We start from the raw sequence: 22,482 nt of genomic DNA, 5'->3' as shown, positions 1-22,482 counted from the left end.
CTTCGCAGTTAACCCCCTTCCTATTGAAGGGTCGCTTATTATAGCCATTGTTTATTGCATAAGCAAATCCCTTTTACGGTTTTTCTTGCTGTATTTCAATTTATTCGGGAAATCAATTGTTTATTTTTTGCCCACTAGGCCGTTTTTTCCAAAACATATTGAATGGCTTGGTTTAATATTTGATTTCCTTGAATAAAATTATTTTTGGTTGTTCTTTTCAGTTGTTGAATGTCCTGTACATATTTTCCAGAAAATTGTGAAATTTCTTCTTCATTTTCCAAAAACAGCTTTAAAGTTTCCGGGGTAATTTCCGGATGAAACTGGAAACCCAAGACATTCTTGCCGAGTTGATACATCTGATTACGACAGGCTTCATTTTCTGCCAGATGAATCGCTCCCTTAGGAAGTTCAAAAGTTTCACTATGCCATTGCATGATTTCAAACTGTTCAGGTAAAACAAAACAATCCTCTGGTACATGTGCGACTTTGCGTACCGTGGTCCAGCCTAGCTCCTGTTCCTGGTTACGGCTGACGGCCGCACCCAAGGCATTGGCAATCAACTGCCCGCCTAAACATAGACCAATTGTCGGCTTGCCTTGAGAAAGATAACGGCGTAACCAGCGTTTTTCGATCTTGAGCCATGGATAATTTGCTTCATCATTGACGCTCATGGTGCCTCCCATGATGATCAGTAAATCAACTTCATCGACTGATGGCAAAGCTTCAATATCCAGTGGACGATCGACGGGTAAAGCAAAGAATTCAGTCGCAGTAATTTGCGCCTGATGCTGCTTTAAAAAATCAATACAACTACCAAAACCCTCGCCAGCAATATGCTGAAAATAATGTACTTTTAACTGCGACTTCATGCGCCTAAACCTTTTGTTGTAGCTCTCTGATTTTAGGTTTTGCAAAAATGAAGCCAACTTTTTAGCAATGTCTGTTTTTTCAACATTTCACAACATAACTAGCAGCAATAATGAGATTCTCTTAAGCTAAAGCAATATTTGATTACATTTAAGAGCATTCACGTGAAAAAAAATCCTCAAACAGCGCTGATTCATGCACCACGAAAGGCCCCGCAATACATTTCCAGTATTCAGCCTCCCCTGTTTCGTGCATCCACCATCATCTTTAACAACACCGATGCCCTATTTAATCGCCATTGGACTGATGACTATGACTATAGCTATGGCACGCATGGCACACCGACGACATTTACCTTAGGCGATAGCATTGCCCAGATCGAAGGTGGTCAATATTGTTTGCTGGCACCGAGTGGTTTATCGGCGATTAATCTCGTGAATTCTTGTTTTTTAAGCCAGGGCGATGAAGTGTGGGTTGCGGATAATATCTATGGTCCAAACATGGAACATCTACGCAATCTGGAAACCCGCTATGGTATTCAGGTCAAAGTTTATAATGCGATAGATGCGAATACTTTTCAGCCCTCGGAAAAAGCCAAACTACTTTGGCTGGAAGCACCAGGTTCTGTGACATTAGAATTTCCCGATTTAAGTCGCTTGGTCAAGAAGGCCCGAGTGAACAACATCCTCACTGCGCTGGATAATACCTGGGGTGCAGGCCTTGCCTTTAATGCATTTGATTTTAGTGAGGATCATTTAAGTGTCGATATGACTGTGCATGCCCTGACCAAATATCCAAGTGGTGGCGGTGATATCCTAATGGGTTCAGTGGTGACCCGCAATAAAGAACTGCACCACAAATTGTTCCGTGCGCATGCCATTCAGGGTATTTCAGTATCAGGTGATGATGTCGCTCAGGTACAACGTAGTCTGGCTTCGATGCAACTCCGATATGAACATCAATCACAAAGCTGCTTAACTTTATTAGACTGGCTCAAACAGCAACCAGAATTTATCCAGGTCTTACATCCGGCTAATGCTGACAACGCAGGTCATGAATACTGGAAAGAAATTTGCAAGCAAGGACACAGTGCCGGACTAGTCAGCGTGATTTTTGACAATAACTACAAGCTGCAAGATATTCGCAATTTCTGTGACAGCTTACAACTGTTTAAGCTTGGCTTTAGCTGGGGTGGTCCTGTCAGTCTGGTCATGCTATATAACTTAAAAGAAATGCGTGTGCTTAAACATTCACATTTGAAAGAGGGTTTTCTGGTTCGTTTCTGTATTGGTCTGGAACATCCCGAAGATCTGATTGAAGATATTCAGCATGCACTACAAGAAATGAAAAAACTTAAAAATGAATAAATAACAACAGGAAAATTTATGGGCACACCAATCATTATTGCTAAAAAAACCAGTGATACCACGCAAGATATTGTACTGCACTCACAGCTTGCCAACCGTCACGGACTAATTGCCGGCGCGACCGGAACCGGTAAAACGGTAACTTTGAAAGTTTTGGCAGAAAGTTTTTCCCGCATTGGTGTACCCGTGTTCCTTGCCGATGCCAAAGGCGATGTTTCCAGCTTGGCCAAGCCGGGGGAAAGTAATCCTAAGTTTGATGAACGGATTAAAAGCCTAAATATTGACTCACTTCCTTTTGAAGCTTCGCCGGTCGTGTTCTGGGATCTGTTTGGCGAACAGGGCCATCCGATCCGCACTACCATTTCTGAAATTGGGCCGCTTTTGCTTGCCCGCATCCTAAATCTGAATGATACCCAGGAAGGCGTACTGTCTGCTGTCTTTCGGATTGCCGATGATCAGGGATTATTACTCATTGACTTTAAAGACCTGAAAGCCATGCTGAGTTATGTCAGTGAACATGCTGCAGACTTTAAAGTGGAATATGGCAATCTTTCACCTGCCAGTCTCGGTGCGATTCAACGCAACCTGCTCGCGCTTGCTGATCAGGGTGGGGATAAATTTTTTGGTGAGCCAGCACTAGACCTGATGGATTTCCTACAAACGGATAGCAAAGGCCGCGGCAATATCAATCTGCTGGCTGCCGACAAGCTGATGAACACACCGAAGTTGTACGCCACTTTCCTGTTATGGATGCTGTCAGAGTTATTTGAACAGTTACCAGAAGTGGGTGATCTGGACAAACCGAAACTGGTGTTCTTCTTTGATGAAGCCCACCTACTCTTTGATAATGCCAACCCCGCCCTGCATGACAAGATTGAACAGGTGGTGCGTCTGATCCGCTCCAAAGGTGTCGGGATTTACTTTGTCACCCAGAATCCATTCGACTTACCTGAAAGCGTATTAGGGCAACTCGGCAACCGCATTCAGCATGCTTTACGCGCTTTTACGCCTAAAGACCAGAAGGCAGTCAAAACGGCGGCAGATACCTTCCGTGCCAATCCAGAATTTAAAGCGCAGGAAGCGATTACTGAACTTGCTATGGGTGAAGCGCTGATTAGCTGTCTGGATGAAAAAGGAACTCCGCAGATTGTTGAACGTGGCTGGATCATGCCCCCACATTCCTCTTTTTAGCCCGATTACACCAGAAGAACGTAAGGCACTGATGCAACAAAGCATCGTGGCTGGTATTTATGAGCAGGAAGTTGACCGTGACAGTGCGCATGAGATGCTACAGCAAAAAGTACTGGAACGTCAGCAGCAGGCTCAAGCCGCGGAACTTGCCAAACAGCAAACCAAGGAACAGGAACGTTTGGCACGTGAACAGCAAAAAGAAGCTGAACGTACAGCTAAGCAACGTGAAAAACTTACTCAGGATATTGTGGATACCTTTGCTAAAAGTGCAGCACGTAGTCTTAGTGGTAGTACCGGCCAGAAAATTGTGCGTGGTCTATTAGGTTTTCCCTCTTCGGGCGTAAATAACCCTCCTTTCTCCGATCGAAAACATCATTTTTATGGGATATTTTTATATCCCATAACTTTTTTATGGTTTTATGCATTTCCTATATTGTAAAAGCATTTTATAAGATGTATTTTAAATACATCTTATAAATAACAGCCATGAGAGATCAGCTATGACTCCACAGCAAATTGACCTTGTAAAAGCCACTGTTCCTGTACTTCGTGAGAATGGTGTCGCCCTGACCGGTTATTTCTATAACCGCATGCTAGGCAATAATCCTGATTTGAAAGAAACCTTTAACATGGGACATCAACGCAGTGGAGCTCAAGCACAAGCCTTGGCAGGTGCGGTTCTGGCTTATGCTGAAAATATCGAAGATCCATCTGTGCTGTTACCCGTGGTTGAGCTGATCGCACACAAGCACGTGAGCTTAAATATTAAGGCACCAGACTACGGTATTGTTGGGGAAAACCTTTTATATTCGATCAGTGAAGTGCTGAACATTTCTATGGATGATCCACTGATTGATGCTTGGGCTGCAGCATACGGTCAACTGGCGGATCTGTTTATTGCAACTGAAAAAGCGATTTACGACCAGCATGAACAGACTAAAGGTAGCTGGTTAGGCTGGCGCAACTTCAAGATTGCCAAGAAAGTCGTGGAAAGTGATGAAATCACTTCGTTCTACCTGACTCCAGTTGACGGCGGTCCATTACCAAAATATGAAGCCGGCCAATACATTTCAGTACGTGTATTCGTGCCTGAGCTGAACCTAAAACAGCCACGCCAATATACTCTATCGACTTGCCCACAAGCGGATTACCTGCGTATCTCGGTGAAACGTGAAGACCAGAAAGGCGACATGGTTCCAGGCTGGGTATCCAATACCCTACACAGCCTGCCAGAAGGTTCAGAAATTGAAGTCTCTGCACCAACAGGTAACTTCTACCTGATCGATCCGAACAAACGTAATGTGTTCATCAGTGGCGGTGTAGGTCTAACTCCAATGGTGGCCATGCTAAACCAGCTGGTGACTCTGGACATGCCACAGCCTGTGACTTTTATCCATGCCTGCCGTAGCAAACAGGTTCATGCAATGAAACAGCATATTCATGACCTGAAAGCCAAATACCCACGTTTAAGCACAATGACTGCTTATGAATTCCCGCACCCAAGCGATAAACTGGGCGAGGATTATGATGTTGCCGGTCGACTGGACTTAAGCACTGTAGATAGCGCATTATTACCAGCCAATGCAGACTACTATCTCTGTGGCCCAATGCCATTTATGGCTGAACAGCAAAAGACACTTGTCGCTCGCGGAATTCCTGCTGAGAACATTCATAGCGAAGCCTTTGGCACAGGTGGTGTACGCCACTAACTGCTTCTTCAGCTTAAAATAAAAACAGAGGGTTAGTCTGGTATGCTAGACTAACCCTAATTTTTTCATCAAAAACATCAGTATTATCATGCAACTGAATAAATTTACTGACTATGCGCTGCGCATACTGATGTATGTTGCACAACCCCGTGATCTGCCTTATACAATTGCCGAGCTGGCGGAGCGCTTACAGATTTCGCAGAACCATGCCATGAAAATCGTCTACTTTATGGCGAAACAGGACTGGCTCATTACTTCTCGTGGTAAAGGGGGTGGAATCCGTCTTAATCCAGCTGCCCTGAAAGTTCAGCTAGGACAGATTGTGCGTATTCTACAACGTGATAACCAGATTGTAGAATGTAATGATCCACCTTGTATATTACGTACCAATTGCGGATTAAAAGGCATTCTGGATCAGGCTGTGGAGCAGTTCTATACCATTCTGGATCAATATATTCTGGGTGATGTCGTTGAACCGACTAAGGAACATTTTAGTATCCAGTCACCGATTAGTCTGATCAATCTCTAATACCCTTATTCTATTGAACAATTCTAAAGTTCGCTTGCCCGCCCGACTTCCTTTATAATAGCTTCTTGTATAATTAGTCATTGAAGTTGAGTCATGCATCACAGCAGAGGAAAGTCGAAAAACAGTAAGGCATCAAATGCCCCAAAGCAAAAGATCAGCTATGAAAAAAAGGTCGATCCAGCCATTACTGAATATTCGGTACAAGCCCTCAACTGGTTACGCAAAGCTGAGTTCCTGATGAGTGCACCCAAGCTGAGCTTGTGTGTAGAAGATACCGGTTATGAAGTGGCTTTTGCTGGCCGCTCTAATGCAGGTAAATCGAGTGCCATCAATGCCCTGACCAATCAGAAACAGTTGGCCCGTGCGTCCAAAAAACCAGGCCGTACCCAGATGATCAACTTCTTTAGCCTTGGCAATCCGGATCAGCGTCTGGTCGATTTACCGGGTTATGGCTATGCAGCGGTCCCAGAAGCCATGAAAATTGTCTGGCAGAAAGAACTGGAAAACTATCTGATTCACCGCAAGAGCCTGCAAGGTCTGGTGTTGCTGATGGATATCCGCCACCCGCTACAACACTTTGATGTGATGATGCTGGAATGGGCGTATTCACGTAAATTATTCGTACATGTCCTGTTGACCAAAGCCGACAAGCTGAACCGTGGCCCCGCTTCGAAAGCGCTACAAGAAGTGAAAGCCAAACTGAAAAAGATGAAGCTGGATTTCTCGATTCAACTATTCTCTTCTCTAAACAAGCAAGGTTTGGAAGAATTGGCCAGTGTGATGGGCGGCCGTTTGAACTTCACTTTGAATCAAGCACCTGAATTTGATCTGGACAGCATTCCTGAAGCTTCAATGCATGATTTAAACGAAGCTGATGAACCAATTGAATTATTAGAAGATGAAGATAAAACCAACAGCGCTCATGAAGTCACTGCCAGTGAACTGAATGATCTGGATGCGCCTCTAGAAGCCGATCCAGCTGAGATTGTCGAACAGGATCCACAAAAATAAGCCGAATGTGTTTCATCGGATAAAAGAATGTCCCGTATTGCCTGCTGCAATTTGGGATATTTTTTTCATACTGTCTTGATCAAGCAGTGATGGATTCACACCATGTCTTTACTTTCGCGCTTCAAAACAACAAGAATTAGCTCTTCCATTTCCTATTTTATCTAGCCTCGCAAAGTCAGCTTTGAATGGCAAGACACTCCAGTCGACTGGATTCCTGATCAGCCCTTTACCAGTTACTTCGTCAATGAAATTAACAATATTCTGCCCGCGGGTGAACTCTGGTTCTGCCGTTTATATAACAAAGTCCTCCCCCAGATCACTGACGAAAAATTAAAGCATGATGTGCAGGCGTTTATCCGTCAGGAAGCCATGCATGCCCAGGCACATAATTCGGCCAATAAAGAATATTGATCTGAACGCCAGATTGATATCCAGCGCAATCTGAACATCATGCATTTCCTATTTAACAAGCTGCTCGCCGATCAGCCATTCGGTCTCAAAATTCCTAAAATCTTAGAACACCAATGGGATCTGTTTCGTCTCGGTATCATTGCGACGATAGAACATATGACCTGTGTCTTGGGTAAATATGCACTCTACAATACTGAATGGGAACGTCTGGGTGCTGATCCGAATATGCTGGATCTGGAAAGAATGGTTGCGTATTTCTCAGTTTGATAACCGCCTGCTACCTAATCCGCTGTGGTTAGTATCCCAACAGCTCGTCTACTTAATGCCCTGGTATGATCCGGTGCATGAAGGCAGTACCGATGATGCGCTGCATTATCTCGACCATTCACAGGCAGCCAAACGTGCTACTTTCAAAGTCGCTTAAGTTTGCCTTATGGCCACAGCGTAGTATCCAGCAAGATACCGGTCTGGAGCCGAGTCCAATCTGTCCGACTCAAATGACTCTGGGACATAATGTTTATAGCCCCTTAGAAGTCGATCAAGCAATGGCACAGGCAGAACGTGCCGGTGCTAAAATTATTAAACCTGCACACACGACTTTTTATGGCGGATATGCAGGTTATTTTCAGGATCCCAATGGTCATCTCTGGGAAATTGTCTGGAATCCAGACTTAGATAAAGCTGAATTAGACAAAGATTAAACTGGCACTTCAGGCTCGCGGGTATGTCGATCTACCACCACACTAATCATCATATCGCCCTGTACATTGACCACAGTACGTACGGTATCCAGCAGACGGTCAATCGGAAGTAAAATCGCAATCGCTTCAGCAGGCAGCCCCACCGATTGCAGCACCATGATCATGGTGACCATGCCGGCGCTTGGAATACCCGGTGCACCTAGGGACGCAATCATTGCCGTGGCACAAACCACCAGCTGCTGACCTAAGGTTAGATCCAGCCCCATCAGATTGGCAATAAACAAAGCTGCGGCTGCTTCATAAAGTGCTGTTCCATCCATATTCAGCTGCGTGCCAAGTGGAATCACAAAACCGGCTGTTTGCGGACGTACCCCTAGATTTTCCTGCGCGCACTTTAAAGAAATCGGCATGGTTGCCGAACTGGAACTGGTGGCAAAGGCGGTAATTAATGCACTACGGGTGCCTTTAAAAAAGGTCAGTGGATTCATTTTTCCGAAGATCCATAGCAATAACGGCAACACCACTATCCCATGAAAAATTGTGGTCCCTGTCACGACTGCCGCAAACTCGGCCAGACGGCTCAGTACTGAAATATCTTCAGTGGCAATTAACTTGGCGAGTAATGCAAAAATCCCAATCGGTGCCAGTTTCATGATCCAGCCAATCATCAACATCATGATGTCAAAAAACTGGTGACTGAGTTTACGCACAGTACGGAAGCTGTTTCCACCTGCGACCAGAGCCACACCGATAAATAGAGCAAAAATTACAACGGCTAGGACATTGCCATCAGCAAAGGCCTTAAAAGGATTGATTAGGGTATTCTGAATAAAATTAGTAAAGAAAGACGACGGCGTTAAGGTATCAGGCGTTTGATGCTGAGCCATGGCATCCTGAAACATCACCACATCCACACCTCTCCCTACATCAAACAGATGTGCACAAGTGAGGCCAAGAATCAGTGCCAATGAGGTGGTGGTCACACAACACAGCAAAGTAATTTTCCAAGTTCGACTCAGCTGCCCCCCCGCCTGCAGATTAGACACACCAACCACGATTGAAGTAAAAATCAGAGGAATCAAAATCATTTTCAGCAGGCCAATAAAAAGGCTGCTGGCAATTCCAATCCCGTACAGGCCGACATCAAAAAATGTGCTTTGCGGAAATAAAGTCAGTAGAAATCCAAACAGTACCCCTAATACGGCGGCAATTAAAATCTGCGTATTTAAGCTCATTTTACATGCATTTTTAATATTGATCTTAAGGGCACTATGCCATGCAAATGCTGGAGAATCGAGTAATTTTTTATAAAGAGCCATGCTTAAAAAAACATAAAGCCGGATCTGGGATCCGGCTTTATTTAGATTAAAAGTCCGCTTTACTGGGTTTCAATTTCACGTAAACGGATCAAGCCTTCTTGTGTGGTACTACAGACCAGCTCACCATTTTGCCACATACGGCCAAAGTTCAGACCACGTGAACTGGCACTTTGAGTAGCGTCCATGTCGTATAACATCCATTCATCTACCCGGAATGGTTTATGGAAATACATGGCGTGATCAATACTGGCACATTGCAAGCTTGGTGAAAGATAACTCAAACCATGCGGACGTAGCGCCGTGGTCATTAAGGTAAAGTCTGAATAGAAAGCAGCAATCGCCTGATGCAGGGAAATTTCATCCACTTCTGCAGCAATCTTTCCATGAGTACGGATATAGTGCGCATAATTCGGCGCTTCCGGTTGCGGCTGGAATGGGTTCACCGGCATCACAGGACGAATCTCGACATGACGGTCACGCATGAAAGACGCACGTACATTTTCCGGAATAAATTCAATAATCTGCCGGGTGAGTTCTGCTTCATTTTTCAGGCTTTCTACCGGTGGATATTCAGGTTCTGAAATCTGATAGTTCAGGCCTTCTTCCTGATGCGCAAAAGAAACCATACACATGAAAATAGTACGGCCATGCTGAATGGCACGAACCTGACGGCTGACGAAACTTTTGCCATCACGGATACGGTCTACTTCATAAATGATCGGTGCATTGACATCGCCACCAAACAGGAAATAGGCATGCAATGAATGTGCAGGACGATCTGTGGTATAAGACGCAGCACGTAGGGCCTGTCCCAGAACCTGCCCACCAAATACGCGCTTGCCTACCAGATTACGGCTAATTCCCCGAAAAATATTTTCTTCTAACTTTTCTAAACTGAGCAGCTCGACCAGTTCCTGTGTTAAGGCATTCATAAGCAACCTGTGTGATATTGGCAAGATCCAGAAGTGTAGAAATAAATCTATACAATTTATTCTGAATATTCTGCCATAAAATCCAAGCAATCTTCTAAAGATTGATTGACTGTTCTGTCAACTGCTCTTGCAACTTACTAGGAAAAACATCTGCTTTCGCGCTAAAATTGAACCACTTCGATTGAATTTGTCAGAAAATGACATATTGTTTGTTTTTATAATCAATCAAAATAAATTCCCTCAGAAATTCTGTAGTTTTGGTCAGTAAAATTAGGAGTAACTATGTCCAAGAGTGGCTTTGGTCAAATGTATCGCAAGCTTTCAAGTAAGCTACTTGATCTTGTAGTCACCCCGCATGTTCTTGGGAAAGTACCAAGTGAAGTGACAACTCCTACTGCTGACCAGATTCCGGCAGCGCAGCAGAAAATTGTCTGCTATATCTTGCAGAATCATTCACGCAGTAATGCGCTGGTAGTTGATGCAGAAACTCGCCGTTTAAATATGCCACCTGCGCTCGATCCTCTACAGATTGGTGACAGCAAGGAAAAGGCTTCAGTACTGTTCCTGCAGTACCATGATGAGAATAATCTGCTTAGCTCACCACCACATGCCTTTCCACCACGTCTGTTACGTCTGATTGAAGTACTCGAAAAAAATCCTGAACTAGACGTGGAACTAGTACCGGTCACTGTGCTCTGGGGTCGTGATCCTGAAAAAGAAGATTCCTGGTTCAAGCTTTTATTTACCGATACCTGGTCAACACCAAGCCGAGTCAAACAGCTGGTGAATATCGGTCTGCATGGCCGCCAGTCTTATCTGGAGTTTCATGAGCCGCAATCTTTACGCGCCCTCATGGACTTTGCCAAAGAAACCTATCCAAATTCAGCGCCAGCGACCTATATTGTTAGCCGACTAAATGATTATCTAGATGCACAGCGTGAAGTGATTCTCGGCCCTGACCTGTCAGATCGCCGTAATGTGATGCATGGCCTGATTAAATCTCCGGATGTACAGGCGGCTATTCGTAACGAAAGTATCCGTAGCAAAATCAGTATACTGGAAGCAGAACGTCGTGCGATTGGCTATCTGAATGAAATTGTATCGGACTATTCTCATTCTACCGTGCGTTTCGCCGATAAAGCCCTGACCCGTTTATGGACCCAGCTCTATGACGGTGTTGAAGTGCATAATTTCAGTACAGTGCGTGAACTGGCCAAAGATTATGAAATTGTCTATACGCCATGTCACCGCAGTCATATCGACTATTTGTTATTGTCTTACGTAATCTATCGCCGTGGCCTAATGGTGCCTTATATTGCGGCAGGCGATAACCTGAACATGCCATTTGTGGGCCAGATCTTACGGGGTGGTGGTGCTTTCTTTATCCGTCGTACCTTCCGCGGTAATGCACTTTATACCACTGTATTTAAAGAGTATCTGTATAGCGTGCTGTCGCGTAATACTCCACTGGAATACTTTATCGAAGGTGGCCGTTCACGTACTGGTCGTCTGCTGCCACCAAAAACCGGCATGCTGGCGATGACCATACATGGTCATTTACGTGGCAAGGCCAAGCCAATTGTCTTTGTTCCGACTTATATCGGCTATGAACGCCTGATGGAAGGTGGTACTTATGTCGGTGAGATGAACGGCAAGCCGAAAGAAGCAGAATCTATTTTCGGTATCCTGAAAACCTTGCGCAAAATTGAACGTATTTTTGGCAAGGTCCATCTGAATTTCGGTGAACCAGTATTTCTGGATGACATCCTGAAACAGCACGGTGCAGAACATATCAAAATTGAAAAGAATGATGATCCGATTCCGCAGCCGGTATCCGACGCAGTCAACAGTTCCGCTCAAGCCATTCTGGAAAATATCAACCGTGCAGTCGTGGTGAATCCAGTTTCTCTGCTGTCACTTATTTTATTGGCAACACCGAAACATACCCTGGACGAAGAAATCTGTATCAAGCAGCTGGATACCTACCGTAATCTGCTGGTGGCTTTACCTTATGATGAGCGTATGCAAATTACCTCACTTTCAGGTAAAGAGATTATTGCCTATGCAATGAAGCTCAAGCTGATCAAACGGGTGAAACATGTTCTGGGCGATATTATTGCGATTGAAGATAATCAGGCTGTATTGCTGACCTATTTCCGTAATAACATCGTGCATAGTTTTGTACTGCCTTCCCTGATTGCAGCACTGGTAGAACACAACGGCATGATTCGTCGTGAAGATGCGATTAATGCCAGCAGTACGCTCTATCCGTTCCTGAAAGCCGAGCTGTTCCTGAAATGGAAAGAAGACGAAATTCAGCAACACGTTGACGCATATATCGATGCTTTACTTGCAACCAACCTGATCAGTGAAGATGGTGAAAATCTGGTAGCACCAGCACCAAATACTGAAGCGCATCACCAGCTTGAAGTTCTGGCTGCTCCAGTGACCCAAAGTCTGGAACGTTACTATATGACACTGGCTTTAATCACTCAGCGTGGACCAGGCAACATTTCNNTGTACCAACGAAGACAATGCCATTATCTATGATGAGCAGCTGACCAATGTTGCACAGTATGCGGATCTGGTACTGGATGAAGTGAAGCTGCAAATGTTGCATCACATCACGTCCTTTACCGATGAAGAGCTGAAAGAAGCATTAGATGCAGTTGCGGCTGAACAAGCCAAGAAACGTGCGAAACGCAAGAAAAAGTAAAGCTTAAGTAAAGGAGAAGAGAGGTTTTGGCCTCTCTTTTTTTGCTTGAGACTTAATAAAAATAATAGATATTCCCTCTCCTTTTAGGAGATGGTTAGAGAGAGGTGATTTAAAAAACCCTCCTCCTAACCTCCTCCCAGAGGAAGGAGTAACTTCCAAATTTATAGATCAGTCTTATTCATCAACTCTAAATAATCCTGAAAACAATCTGGATATTGTAATTCAAATCCCATCTTTTCAATTCTTGTGGCATACAGCTTTTTACCCGTCACCCTGTCACTTTCCACTTTCAATATAGGTACGCCCATCTGCTGCTGAAACCATTGCAGGACTTCATGCAGAAGTCTTGGCTGATTATTGGTCAAAATATATGAAGAATCAGGATGTTCCACGTGAATCATCTGAGCTAGAAAACGTGATAAGTCTTCAATATGAATCCGATTCGACCAATGCAGATTTGGATAGCTGGTCATTGATGCTGCCATTTTCTGCATACGTGCCACAGAAGCCCCATAAATCCCACTTGGGCGGATAATGGTACATTGTTCAGGATAAGCCGCGAGATATACCTGTTCCATCTGATGCAGAATTTCACCTTGAACATCATTCGGATAAATTTCAGTTTCATCATCCACGCTTTCACCCGCATTCTGTCCATAAACCCGGGTTGATGACACCACCACCATTCTTTTTACCGGATGAAATTTCAAGGCAGTAACGATTGGCTGAACCGAATCCAGATAAGTATGCTGATAGGCTTCGACACAACTCTGTTTGGGACTGAGTAACACATAGACCCAATCTATCGGAGCGACTGCACTTAAATCTAAATTGTGCACATCCTGAATCAGATGAGTTGCGAATGAATCTGTTTTGGGACTTTGGCTAATTGTGCTAATTTGATGACCTTGCTCAAATAATTGTTTAGCTACCCGCTCGGATGTTTTACCATAACCAATAAATAAAATATGCATTCGACACCGAATCACAGACCTGGTTGAGGGGACATGGCTGCAGTCCATCAGTTACAAGGCGTTGGCAATGCCGCCGCTGCTTTACTCGAAAAACTAAATATCTTTAATACTGATGATTTGCTTTTTCATCTACCACGTGACTATGAAGACCGTAGCACGATCATTCCCATGAATCAATTGACAGTGGGACGCAGCTATTTGCTGGAAGGTGTCGTGAAAGGGGTTGATTTCCCTCCCGGTAAACGCAAGTCCATGGCGGTGTTACTGGATGATGATTCTGGCAAAGTAACCTTGCGCTTTTATCATATTTATAAAGGCATTACCGATCGCTGCAAGCTCGGTAACCGTTTAAGGGCCTTTGGTGAAGTACGAGTCGGCGCCCGTGGCCTGGAAATGTATCATCCAGAGCTGCAAGTGATTACTGACCATACACCTCTGCCTCATACCCAACTCACCTCGATCTATCCGGCAACCGAAGGACTGACTCAGCCCAAGCTGCGGGAATATATTAAACAGGCACTAGAATTGCATAGTGATGATTTGCCTGAACTGTTGCCACAAAAATTTAGCAATGGTTATGGTCTAAAGCAAGCATTGGAATATATTCATCATCCACCGTTGGATGCCAATATGTTGCAGCTCACTCAAGGCTCACATCCAGCACAGCAGCGTCTGATTTTTGAGGAACTGGTGGCGCATCAAATTAGTTTGCTGACTCGGCGTGCCTTTATTCAGCAGATTGAAGCCCCTTCATTTTCTCCGAGTAAAACCTATGCCAAACAGCTTTTGGCCGGTTTGCCTTTCGAAATGACCGGTGCACAAAAACGTGTATCCAAAGAAATTGCCATAGACCTGAAGCAGAATAAACCGATGCTACGTCTGGTGCAGGGTGATGTGGGTGCAGGAAAAACCTTAGTGGCCGGCGTAGCAGCCTGTCATGCCCTAGAAGAAGGCTGGCAAGTCGCGCTGATGGCACCCACTGAGATTCTGGCCGAACAGCATTACCTCAACTTCAAGCGCTGGTTCGAACCACTCGGTTTAAATGTCGCCTGGCTTTCCGGGAAACAGAAAGGTAAAGCGCGTGCTGCAGCAGAGCAAGTGATCCGTGATGGTAGCGCGCATCTTGTGGTAGGCACACATGCCCTGTTTCAGGAAAATGTCGAGTTTGCCAAACTGGGCTTAGTGATTATTGATGAGCAGCATCGTTTTGGGGTCGATCAACGCTTAGCCTTGAGAAATAAAGGCTTGGATGGCATGTCGCCGCATCAACTGGTGATGACCGCGACCCCGATTCCGCGCACGCTTGCCATGTCAGCCTATGGGGATCTGGATACTTCGATTATTGATGAACTCCCACCGGGCCGTACTCCGATCCAGACTGTGACTATTCCGTTAGATCGGCGAGAAGAGGTTCTGCAACGGATTGCCACGAATTGTGCTGAAGGTAAGCAAGCTTATTGGGTATGTACATTGGTAGAACAGTCTGAAACGTTGGATGCCCAAGCTGCAGAAGCAACCTTTGCCGAAATTAAGGAACGCTTTCCTGAACTGAATATCGGTCTGGTACATGGCAAGATGAAAGCTGATGAAAAACAGGCAGTCATGCAGGAATTCAAAGACAATAAACTACAGCTACTCATTGCTACAACTGTGATCGAAGTCGGTGTTGATGTCCCGAATGCGTCCATTATGGTGATTGAAAATGCCGAGCGTCTCGGCCTGTCACAACTACATCAGCTGCGTGGTCGGGTTGGCCGGGGTGCCAAAGCCAGTTTCTGTGCCCTGCTTTACAAAAATCCATTGTCACAAAATGGTCAGGAACGTCTGCGCATCATGCGTGAAACCAATGATGGATTCATCATTGCCGAGAAAGATCTGGAATTACGTGGTCCGGGTGAATTGTTAGGAACCAAACAGACCGGTGATATGGGTTTCCGTGTAGCCAAGCTGGAACGTGATGATCACTTGCTGAATCAGGCGCATTATGTGGCCCAGCAGATGCTAAAAGATTATCCGAAACAGGCGGATGCATTATTAAAACGCTGGCTACCTGAGGCTCCACGCTATGCCTATGTTTAAGCTGTTACAACAGGGTAAACTCTGGCTGAATCGTTTACAGCCTTGTCAGCTGTGCCAGACAGATTATCAAAACCTGCATTCTGTCTGTCAGGATTGCTGGCAACAGTTACCTTGGGCACATCAGACCATTCAGCGTCAGGAAATGCAGTTTCAGGTGGCGTGTGACTATGCCTACCCGATGGATCGCCTGATTCAATTATTTAAATATGAGCAAAAGCTGCATCTGGAACCATTATTGGCAGGTGCATTACTGGCTTTAAAATTTCCTAAAGTCAGTGCAGTGGTTCCTATGCCGATTTCAACCGAACGGCTGGTCGAACGTGGCTATAATCAATCCCTATTACTGGCCAAGCATGTTGCCAAACACTTACAAGTTCCTGTCTGGCAGCCCATTGAACGACTCAAGCAACATTCACAAAAAGGCTTAAGCCGTCTGGAACGTATCGAAGACATTGAAGCCCAATTCAGGGTCACTACCTCTTCAAAAGTTCGTTATCGTAAGGTTCTGATTATCGATGATGTGGTTACGACTGGCAGCTCGATTCGAGCTTTAAGCCAGCAACTGGAAAAACTGGGCTGCCAGCAGATTTACGCCGCTTGTCTGGCAGGAGCCAAACTTTAAATCAGGCTTGTACCAATAAGTTCTTTTTAACCCAGGGTATGACAATTTCTGTAGTCAATGGTGCAAGTTTCACATCTTTCTGATTCAGGTCCACCCATTTCATTTCGGCAATCTCAGCCTCAATATGTGGCTCGCCATCTAATTGCACCAGATAAACATAACTGACCAGTTGATGATCCGGTTCGTTGGCAGTTTGTGTCTCAAAACGCCCGATAAATTGCTGAATCTCAGCCTGACAGCCAATTTCTTCCTGAATTTCACGTAGCAGGGTGCGTTCAGGTGCTTCATCCGGTTCCAACTTGCCACCCACTTGCATAAAACAGTCAGTATTTTTCTTACGAACCACCAGCAGCTGCTGATCAGAATTCAAAATAATAGCAGCTGCAACGGTAATAATTTTCATGAATTCGGAACGATCAAATAGGAAATCCCTATTTTACGAGATCTTCCTGATCGACCATACCCCATTTTGCTTCAGGCGGCTGGTAATCTTGAAATTTCTGCAAAATTTCTTCGAAGTCATCACTCACAATCAAAGCTTCAGTAAAACGTGGCTTGGTAAAACCTTTGTCTGTGGTCATCTGAATGAATTTAAGCAGATCATCATAAAAGCCATCGACATTAAGAAAAGCACAAGGTTTTTTATGAATCCCGAGTTGAGCCCAAGTCCACTGCTCAAAAATTTCCTCTAGCGTTCCAGCCCCACCGGGAATGGCAATAAAACCATCGGAAAGTTCTGACATTTTGGTCTTACGCTCATGCATATTATCGACCACATACAACTTGGTAATATGCGGATGTGCCAGTTCGCGATTTACTAAGGATCTTGGAATGACACCAATGACCTCGCCCCCTGCAGCTAAGGCACTATCTGCTACAATGCCCATTAATCCGGAACGACCCCCACCATAAATTAGTGTTTGCTGTCTTTTTGCCAGGGTTTGGCCTACCTTTTCAGCAATTTGTTTATAACCAGGTTCAGAACCTAGCGCTGAGCCACAGAAAATTGCGATAGAATTCATCATTTTCACCATTGCATTGCCGGTATATAGTACGCAGGCAGCGCCTGAGAGTTTTTTTTTCAAAAATAACTGCACAATCAGTGTTTTTATTCAATTCCTTGTCTAAAATACACGCATTTAGATTAACATACTGCGCAAGGGAGAAAAGACAGCATGCTTGAAGCCTTTTACGCCACAGAGCGCGGTAGCCTAGAAGATGCCACCATCAATGGTGATTTCGACCTGCATCCGGAACTGGTTTGGATAGATTTAATTGCGCCTTCACAGGAAGAACAGCAATGGATTCTGGATGCCTATGAACAAAACCTGCCCACCTTAAAATCTCTGGAAGATATTTCTTCGAGTGCCCGATTTTACCGTGATGATGATGGTATTTTGCACATCAGTACCTATTTCTTAACGAAAAATAAAAATTATCAGGTCGAAAGTGAACATGAGGATGATGCCAGCATCCTTGCAACGGTTCAGACAGTCGCTTTCATTTTACATAAAGACCGGCTCTTTACCCTGCGTGGTGAAAAGCTGGTAGCTTTCCGGGCCTTTCGTGCCCGTGCGCGTCGGAATGATTATGATATTGACTATAAAGATCCAACCTGGATTTTGCTGGGTTTGCTCGAGGCCAAACTGGATGAGTTGGCCGATATTCTGGAAGATGTACATAAGGATCTGGAAAAATACTCAACTGAAGTTCTGAATAACCGGCATCGTGAACAGATCCTCGATCTGGATGACATGATTACCCGTCTGGCCCAACTGGAAGATATGCTCGGAAAAGCTCAGCTCTGTCTGATCGATTTACGCCGTGTACTTACCTTCCTGTCACGGCCACGTGCCTTAGGCAGTCATATTTATGATGCAGATATTCGAGAACTCAGCGAAGACGTCCGCTCACTGGTCGAACATGATGCCTTCCTGTTCCAGAAAGTCCGATTCTTGCTGGATACCACATCCGGATTCATTAACACTGAACAGAATGATACGATCCGTCGCTTCTCGATTTTACCAAGTATGCTCGCGCCACCCATGCTGATTGCCAGTATTTACGGGATGAACACTGATGTCTTGCCTTTCGCTCAAGGTTCGATGAGCTTTGTGATGGTGAGCATTATTATTATGGGCTTTTTGATTGGGCCTCTTATTTACTTTAGATGGAAGAAGTGGATTTAGAATACCTCCTAAAGAAAGAATTTCCCTTTCTTTTCAGGTAATGAGCAGCACTGCTACGCAAGGGTGGGGTCAGAATTAACCCTTTCTAACTCTCTTGTGCTTAGATTTAAGGCAGTGCTTTAAATCTCGCCAAGAGAGAAAAGACTTCCAATATTTGCTTAAAGTTCGAGTCTAGGCCCATTTCTCCACTTTTTTAAAATACAAGTTCCCTCTCCTTTCAGGAGAGGGTTAGGGAGAGGTTAATTAACTAATCCCTCCTAAGCTCCCTTTGAGAAAGGGAGGAACTTTTTTAAAATATACCGGCAATAAAAAAGCACCTTTCGGTGCTTTTTTATTTACTGAATGATCTGTAGATCATCCTGCAAATGACAGGCCTGAATGATTTTCATCATTTTCTCAGGAACCGCTTTAAACTGTAGTCCTCGTGCTTGTGGAGTTTGGCGCAACCAGCGCACCAGAACTGCCAAAGCCAAAGTACTACCCTGCTCAAGTCCAGCCAGATTAACTACCACAGGAAACTTGTCCTGTGACTGAATGACGCGCAGACCATCTAAGTAATAGCTTTGCGCATTGTCAGCGTCAATCTTGCCTGAAACCTGCAGTTCCTGATTATTGAATTGAATCACAGCTCACCTATCTTATTTTTTCTTGTCAATCGCCGCTTCAGCATCTGGCTTGAAGTTAGCAATGGCTTTATCCAGGTTGCCACCATTACGTTTTACTGTAGCCGCAAACTGGTTACGGAACTGCAGACCTAGGTCAATACCAGACACATTGATGTTACGGATTTTCCATTGTGAACCTTTATCAACCAGCTGGAAAGCAACCGGAATTTTCTCGCCTTTGTTATTGAAGTCGATGGTCACCACAGGATTTTTGCTGTTAGTCGCCTTGTAAGGACGAACGCTGTAAGTCTGGTTACTGAACTTAGAGAAAGCCGTACCATAATTTTCAATCAGGGTTTCACGGAAGTTTTTTTCAAACTGTGCACGCTGCGCCGCAGTACTATACTGATTGGTCGCATAAGTCCCCATCACGATCCGGGTAAACGATTGTGAATCGATATACGGGTCAAGGTTCTGACGGACAATCGTTTTCACAAGCGTAGGATTATTCTGCAATTTGGCATGATCGGTTTTAAGACGATCAATCAAATTGTCTGCAACTCTTTTAATAAAAGCAGGTGGGGCTTCAGACGGTGCAGCAAACACTGTACCAGCAACCATTGTTGAAAGAATGCTTGCAGCAAGCGTTTGTTTTACTAAAGTCTTCACTCAAATCTCCTCAATCTGTTATTCAACAAATGCAGGTTCTGCATCTGTTGTTTCTGAAAATGCAGCTTCTTCTGAGGCACTTTCCTGACTATCTGACGATTTTCCGGCACCGCCGGTAATAAATTTCGTCACTAAATCTTCAATTTCCATGGTGCCTTGAGTGTTCGCAATCTGCTCACCGCGTTTCAAATAAGTCAGACCGCCACCTGGAATAATTTTCAGATACTTTTCACCCAATAAACCATTTGTTGCTACCATAATGTAAGCATCTTCATCAATATTGGTGATGGATTTCATGTTGTCTAATAGTTGTTTTTCCATTGTTTTTTGTTGCGCAGGATCGGCTGCTGTATAGTCTGAACTATAACGTAACTCTTCGAGGGCCTCCTGCTGAACCTGCTTGAGCTGCTCGGCATTAAAGGATGTCAAAGAGCCATCCAGTGTCATATGGACTGTGGCTAAACGGGTCACCGGATCAAGTGTAATTTTATCAACCTGACCGACTTTCACTCCACTTAAAGCAACTTTAGCGCGTGGTTTGATGCCATTTACATTTTCAAAAGTCGCTGTCATCTGATAGCTATCAGAAATATTGGTGCCTACCAGACCGCTGACACGCATCGCCAAGAAGAACAGGGCGATACCGAAAAGAATGACAAAAACACCAACGGCCAGCTCACTAGTACGTGATTTCATTAAATACCTCCGAACATGACCGCAGTCAACACGAAATCAAAACCTAATACGCACAGCGAAGAATAGACGACCGTACGTGTTGTAGAAGTTGCGATACCTTCTGATGTTGGTTCACAGGCATAACCCTGATAAACCGCGATCCAGGTACAAATTAATGCAAAAACAAAACTCTTGATAATGGTGCCATTCAGGACATCTTTATAGAATCGCACGGTACTTTCCATGCCACTCCAATATGCCCCTTCATCAGCACCCAGAAAATCAACGCCTACCATTTTTCCGCCCATAATCCCGACCGCAGCAAAGATCACTGAGAGCATTGGCAAGCTAAAAATACCGGCCCAAAGGCGTGGTGAAATCACCCGTTTTAAGGGGTCGACCCCAATCATTTCCATACTGGACAATTGCTCGGTCGCTTTCATCAGACCAATTTCGGCGGTTAAAGCAGAGCCGGCACGACCCGCGAACAGTAAGGCAGCAACCACAGGTGCCAATTCACGTAACAGGGTTAAAGCCACTGCAGTACCAAGCATCGCTTCACTACCAAATGTCGACAGGATGGTATACATCTGCAAACCGAGTACCGAACCAATAAACAGGCCAGATACCGCAATAATCAAGAGTGACAACACCCCAACCCGATACATCTGATAAACAAACAGCTTTACTCCAAGCCAGGTCGGCATGGAAAAGAGAATCTGCAACAGCATCAGTGTTGCAACACCAATCCCCTGAACACGTTCAATAACGCGTCTACCTAAGGCAGCAATGGCATTCATGAACGTACCTCATCACTTAAATAAGCCTGATGACTAAACTGATAATCTACCGGGCCTTCAACCGAACCGGTTAGGAACTGTTGCACAAAGGCTGAAGGATGATTTTTCAATTCCTCTGCTGTGCCCTCACCTTGGATTTTGCCTTCTGCGACCACATAGATGTAATCAGCAATCGATAAAGTCTCTGCTACATCATGCGAAACAATAATGGTTGTTAAATCCAGCGCTTCACGTAGAGAGCGGATCAGTCGGGTCAACACCCCCATCACAATCGGATCCTGCCCGGCAAAAGGCTCATCGTACATGATCAGCTCCGGGTCCAGTGCAATCGCGCGAGCCAACGCGACACGGCGGTTCATCCCGCCAGACAGCTCTGAAGGTATCATCTGCTCTGCCCCACGCAGTCCTACTGACTCGAGTTTCAAAGCCACGATTTCAGCAATCAGATGTTCAGGCAATTTGGTATGTGCACGAATCGGAAAGGCAACATTTTCATAGACGCTCATGTCGGTAAACAGAGCACCACTTTGGAACAGCATGCCCATACGTGCACGTGCAGAAAAAAGCTCAGAACGGGACATCTTTGCAATATCTTTACCGTCCAGTAAAACCTGACCCTGTTCAGGCGTCAGTTGCCCACCGATCAATCTCAACAAAGTAGTTTTACCAGTTCCGGAAGGTCCCATAATGGCAGTAATCTGTCCGCGACGAATGTTTAAACTGACATCGTCATAAATTACACGCTCACCCCGCTTGAAACTCAAATTCTTGACTTCAATCAAAGACTGAGGATCCTGCGCTGTTTGATTTTTCATAGCTGAGTTTATTCCTGCATTTTTTCAGCATGCATATGACAAAAGAACGAAGTTCAACATGTTAGCATTTGAAAATGAAGGGTCAAGTTCATGGAAAACATAATGCTCCATGCCTGGCCATATATTTCTAGTAATCAAAAATTTTATTTCGACGCGATTTTAACAGACTATGATCCATTTAAAAAACGATATACATAATAAATCAGATTGCATAAAAGCAGAGTTACTGCAATGTAGGACATGTACCTCTCAATAATATGAAAGACTATAAAAAGACGCTTTCAGATTACGGATCATCATA

18 protein-coding genes and 4 pseudogenes are annotated in these 22,482 nt (G+C 44.6%); 11 read left to right on the top strand and 11 right to left on the bottom strand.

The genetic code is table 11. The annotated features are described in order from the left end of the window. Positions 1-134: 134 nt before the first annotated feature. A complete protein-coding gene (locus B3J29_RS08870; RefSeq protein ID WP_180014611.1) occupies positions 135-869 on the bottom strand; it encodes a type 1 glutamine amidotransferase in 735 nt (244 codons plus the stop codon). Between the two features lie 162 nt (positions 870-1,031). On the opposite strand from B3J29_RS08870, the gene B3J29_RS08865 reads away from it, so the two are divergent. The 7 genes and pseudogenes from B3J29_RS08865 to B3J29_RS08835 all read left to right on the top strand — a co-directional run. After that, positions 1,032-2,234, top strand: coding sequence for a PLP-dependent transferase (locus tag B3J29_RS08865; protein WP_286965049.1), 1,203 nt, complete (start codon positions 1,032-1,034; stop codon positions 2,232-2,234). A gap of 18 nt (positions 2,235-2,252) precedes the next feature. Next, positions 2,253-3,773 (top strand): annotated as a pseudogene (locus B3J29_RS08860) (helicase HerA-like domain-containing protein). 152 nt (positions 3,774-3,925) lie between these two features. Next, entirely contained in the window at positions 3,926-5,134 is a 1,209-nt protein-coding gene (gene hmpA, locus B3J29_RS08855; protein ID WP_286965048.1) for an NO-inducible flavohemoprotein, read from the top strand. A gap of 88 nt (positions 5,135-5,222) precedes the next feature. Beyond that, positions 5,223-5,663, top strand: a complete 441-nt coding sequence (locus tag B3J29_RS08850; protein ID WP_175966140.1) for an RrF2 family transcriptional regulator — start codon at positions 5,223-5,225, stop codon at positions 5,661-5,663. A gap of 93 nt (positions 5,664-5,756) precedes the next feature. Next, entirely contained in the window at positions 5,757-6,674 is a 918-nt protein-coding gene (gene yihA, locus B3J29_RS08845) for a ribosome biogenesis GTP-binding protein YihA/YsxC (protein WP_005233727.1), read from the top strand. 102 nt (positions 6,675-6,776) lie between these two features. After that, positions 6,777-7,509 (top strand): annotated as a pseudogene (locus tag B3J29_RS08840) (metal-dependent hydrolase). Then, a pseudogene (locus B3J29_RS08835) lies at positions 7,493-7,786 on the top strand (VOC family protein); the annotation flags it as partial. The pseudogenes B3J29_RS08840 and B3J29_RS08835, both read left to right, overlap by 17 nt. Here the strand turns inward: B3J29_RS08835 and B3J29_RS08830 are convergent. Together B3J29_RS08830 and B3J29_RS08825 are read right to left on the bottom strand one after the other, a co-directional pair. Next, entirely contained in the window at positions 7,783-9,021 is a 1,239-nt protein-coding gene (locus B3J29_RS08830) for a dicarboxylate/amino acid:cation symporter (RefSeq protein ID WP_286965043.1), read from the bottom strand. The pseudogene B3J29_RS08835 and the gene B3J29_RS08830 overlap by 4 nt on opposite strands. A 143-nt stretch (positions 9,022-9,164) precedes the next feature. Next, positions 9,165-10,037, bottom strand: coding sequence for an acyl-CoA thioesterase (locus B3J29_RS08825; protein WP_286965041.1), 873 nt, complete (start codon positions 10,035-10,037; stop codon positions 9,165-9,167). 282 nt (positions 10,038-10,319) lie between these two features. On the opposite strand from B3J29_RS08825, the pseudogene plsB reads away from it, so the two are divergent. Next, positions 10,320-12,551: pseudogene (gene plsB, locus B3J29_RS08820) on the top strand (glycerol-3-phosphate 1-O-acyltransferase PlsB); the annotation flags it as partial. 363 nt (positions 12,552-12,914) lie between these two features. On the opposite strand, the gene B3J29_RS08815 reads toward plsB, so the two are convergent. Next, positions 12,915-13,727: an NAD(P)H-binding protein gene (locus B3J29_RS08815; RefSeq protein ID WP_286965039.1), complete on the bottom strand. Its 813-nt coding sequence runs from the start codon at positions 13,725-13,727 to the stop codon at positions 12,915-12,917. A 33-nt stretch (positions 13,728-13,760) separates the two neighbouring features. Between B3J29_RS08815 and recG the strand changes: the two genes are divergently transcribed. Next, positions 13,761-15,806, top strand: a complete 2,046-nt coding sequence (gene recG / locus B3J29_RS08810) for an ATP-dependent DNA helicase RecG (RefSeq protein WP_286965036.1) — start codon at positions 13,761-13,763, stop codon at positions 15,804-15,806. Beyond that, the gene (locus tag B3J29_RS08805) at positions 15,793-16,428 is read left to right on the top strand and encodes a ComF family protein (RefSeq protein ID WP_175966151.1); all 636 of its coding nucleotides are present in this window, start codon (positions 15,793-15,795) and stop codon (positions 16,426-16,428) included. The genes recG and B3J29_RS08805 overlap by 14 nt, the downstream gene beginning before the upstream one ends. 1 nt (position 16,429) lies before the next feature. Here B3J29_RS08805 and B3J29_RS08800 read toward each other — a convergent pair whose 3' ends face one another. Then, the gene (locus B3J29_RS08800) at positions 16,430-16,831 is read right to left on the bottom strand and encodes an NUDIX hydrolase (protein ID WP_034169674.1); all 402 of its coding nucleotides are present in this window, start codon (positions 16,829-16,831) and stop codon (positions 16,430-16,432) included. 28 nt (positions 16,832-16,859) lie between these two features. Further along, positions 16,860-17,450: a TIGR00730 family Rossman fold protein gene (locus B3J29_RS08795; protein WP_034580768.1), complete on the bottom strand. Its 591-nt coding sequence runs from the start codon at positions 17,448-17,450 to the stop codon at positions 16,860-16,862. A 153-nt stretch (positions 17,451-17,603) separates the two neighbouring features. Here B3J29_RS08795 and B3J29_RS08790 point away from each other — a divergent pair, with 153 nt between their 5' ends. Continuing rightward, positions 17,604-18,617 (top strand): CorA family divalent cation transporter, encoded by a 1,014-nt coding sequence (locus B3J29_RS08790; RefSeq protein WP_004786961.1) that lies wholly within the window; start codon positions 17,604-17,606, stop codon positions 18,615-18,617. Between the two features lie 335 nt (positions 18,618-18,952). On the opposite strand, the gene B3J29_RS08785 is transcribed toward B3J29_RS08790, so the two are convergent. The 5 genes from B3J29_RS08785 to B3J29_RS08765 are packed head-to-tail and all read right to left on the bottom strand — an operon-like array spanning position 18,953 to position 22,181. Next, positions 18,953-19,243 (bottom strand): STAS domain-containing protein, encoded by a 291-nt coding sequence (locus tag B3J29_RS08785; RefSeq protein ID WP_180054098.1) that lies wholly within the window; start codon positions 19,241-19,243, stop codon positions 18,953-18,955. A gap of 12 nt (positions 19,244-19,255) precedes the next feature. Further along, positions 19,256-19,891 carry an MlaC/ttg2D family ABC transporter substrate-binding protein gene (locus B3J29_RS08780; protein ID WP_286965031.1) on the bottom strand — a complete coding sequence of 212 codons (636 nt, stop codon included), beginning with the start codon at positions 19,889-19,891 and terminating at the stop codon, positions 19,256-19,258. A gap of 18 nt (positions 19,892-19,909) precedes the next feature. Beyond that, the gene (locus B3J29_RS08775; protein WP_004786968.1) at positions 19,910-20,587 is read right to left on the bottom strand and encodes an outer membrane lipid asymmetry maintenance protein MlaD; all 678 of its coding nucleotides are present in this window, start codon (positions 20,585-20,587) and stop codon (positions 19,910-19,912) included. Next, a complete protein-coding gene (gene mlaE / locus B3J29_RS08770; protein WP_004786970.1) occupies positions 20,587-21,366 on the bottom strand; it encodes a lipid asymmetry maintenance ABC transporter permease subunit MlaE in 780 nt (259 codons plus the stop codon). The genes B3J29_RS08775 and mlaE overlap by 1 nt, the downstream gene beginning before the upstream one ends. Next, the gene (locus tag B3J29_RS08765; RefSeq protein ID WP_286965026.1) at positions 21,363-22,181 is read right to left on the bottom strand and encodes an ABC transporter ATP-binding protein; all 819 of its coding nucleotides are present in this window, start codon (positions 22,179-22,181) and stop codon (positions 21,363-21,365) included. The genes mlaE and B3J29_RS08765 overlap by 4 nt, the downstream gene beginning before the upstream one ends. Between the last annotated feature and the right edge of the window lie 301 nt (positions 22,182-22,482).

The organism is Acinetobacter sp. UBA5984, from assembly GCF_002429925.1.
In the GTDB taxonomy this organism is placed as follows: Bacteria; Pseudomonadota; Gammaproteobacteria; order Pseudomonadales; family Moraxellaceae; genus Acinetobacter; species Acinetobacter variabilis.
Note: the sequence above shows the minus strand (reverse complement) of the source record. Positions and strands in the feature narration are given on the sequence as shown.

Bases quoted from the DNA above. Each gene is read 5' to 3' on its own strand.
- B3J29_RS08870 (WP_180014611.1), bottom strand. From the start codon at position 869: ATGAAGTCGCAGTTAAAAGTACATTATTTTCAGCATATTGCTGGCGAG.
- hmpA (WP_286965048.1), top strand. From the start codon at position 3,926: ATGACTCCACAGCAAATTGACCTTGTAAAAGCCACTGTTCCTGTACTT.
- B3J29_RS08850 (WP_175966140.1), top strand. From the start codon at position 5,223: ATGCAACTGAATAAATTTACTGACTATGCGCTGCGCATACTGATGTAT.
- yihA (WP_005233727.1), top strand. From the start codon at position 5,757: ATGCATCACAGCAGAGGAAAGTCGAAAAACAGTAAGGCATCAAATGCC.
- B3J29_RS08830 (WP_286965043.1), bottom strand. From the start codon at position 9,021: ATGAGCTTAAATACGCAGATTTTAATTGCCGCCGTATTAGGGGTACTG.
- B3J29_RS08825 (WP_286965041.1), bottom strand. From the start codon at position 10,037: ATGAATGCCTTAACACAGGAACTGGTCGAGCTGCTCAGTTTAGAAAAG.
- B3J29_RS08815 (WP_286965039.1), bottom strand. From the start codon at position 13,727: ATGCATATTTTATTTATTGGTTATGGTAAAACATCCGAGCGGGTAGCT.
- recG (WP_286965036.1), top strand. From the start codon at position 13,761: ATGGCTGCAGTCCATCAGTTACAAGGCGTTGGCAATGCCGCCGCTGCT.
- B3J29_RS08805 (WP_175966151.1), top strand. From the start codon at position 15,793: ATGCCTATGTTTAAGCTGTTACAACAGGGTAAACTCTGGCTGAATCGT.
- B3J29_RS08800 (WP_034169674.1), bottom strand. From the start codon at position 16,831: ATGAAAATTATTACCGTTGCAGCTGCTATTATTTTGAATTCTGATCAG.
- B3J29_RS08795 (WP_034580768.1), bottom strand. From the start codon at position 17,450: ATGAATTCTATCGCAATTTTCTGTGGCTCAGCGCTAGGTTCTGAACCT.
- B3J29_RS08790 (WP_004786961.1), top strand. From the start codon at position 17,604: ATGCTTGAAGCCTTTTACGCCACAGAGCGCGGTAGCCTAGAAGATGCC.
- B3J29_RS08775 (WP_004786968.1), bottom strand. From the start codon at position 20,587: ATGAAATCACGTACTAGTGAGCTGGCCGTTGGTGTTTTTGTCATTCTT.
- mlaE (WP_004786970.1), bottom strand. From the start codon at position 21,366: ATGAATGCCATTGCTGCCTTAGGTAGACGCGTTATTGAACGTGTTCAG.
- B3J29_RS08765 (WP_286965026.1), bottom strand. From the start codon at position 22,181: ATGAAAAATCAAACAGCGCAGGATCCTCAGTCTTTGATTGAAGTCAAG.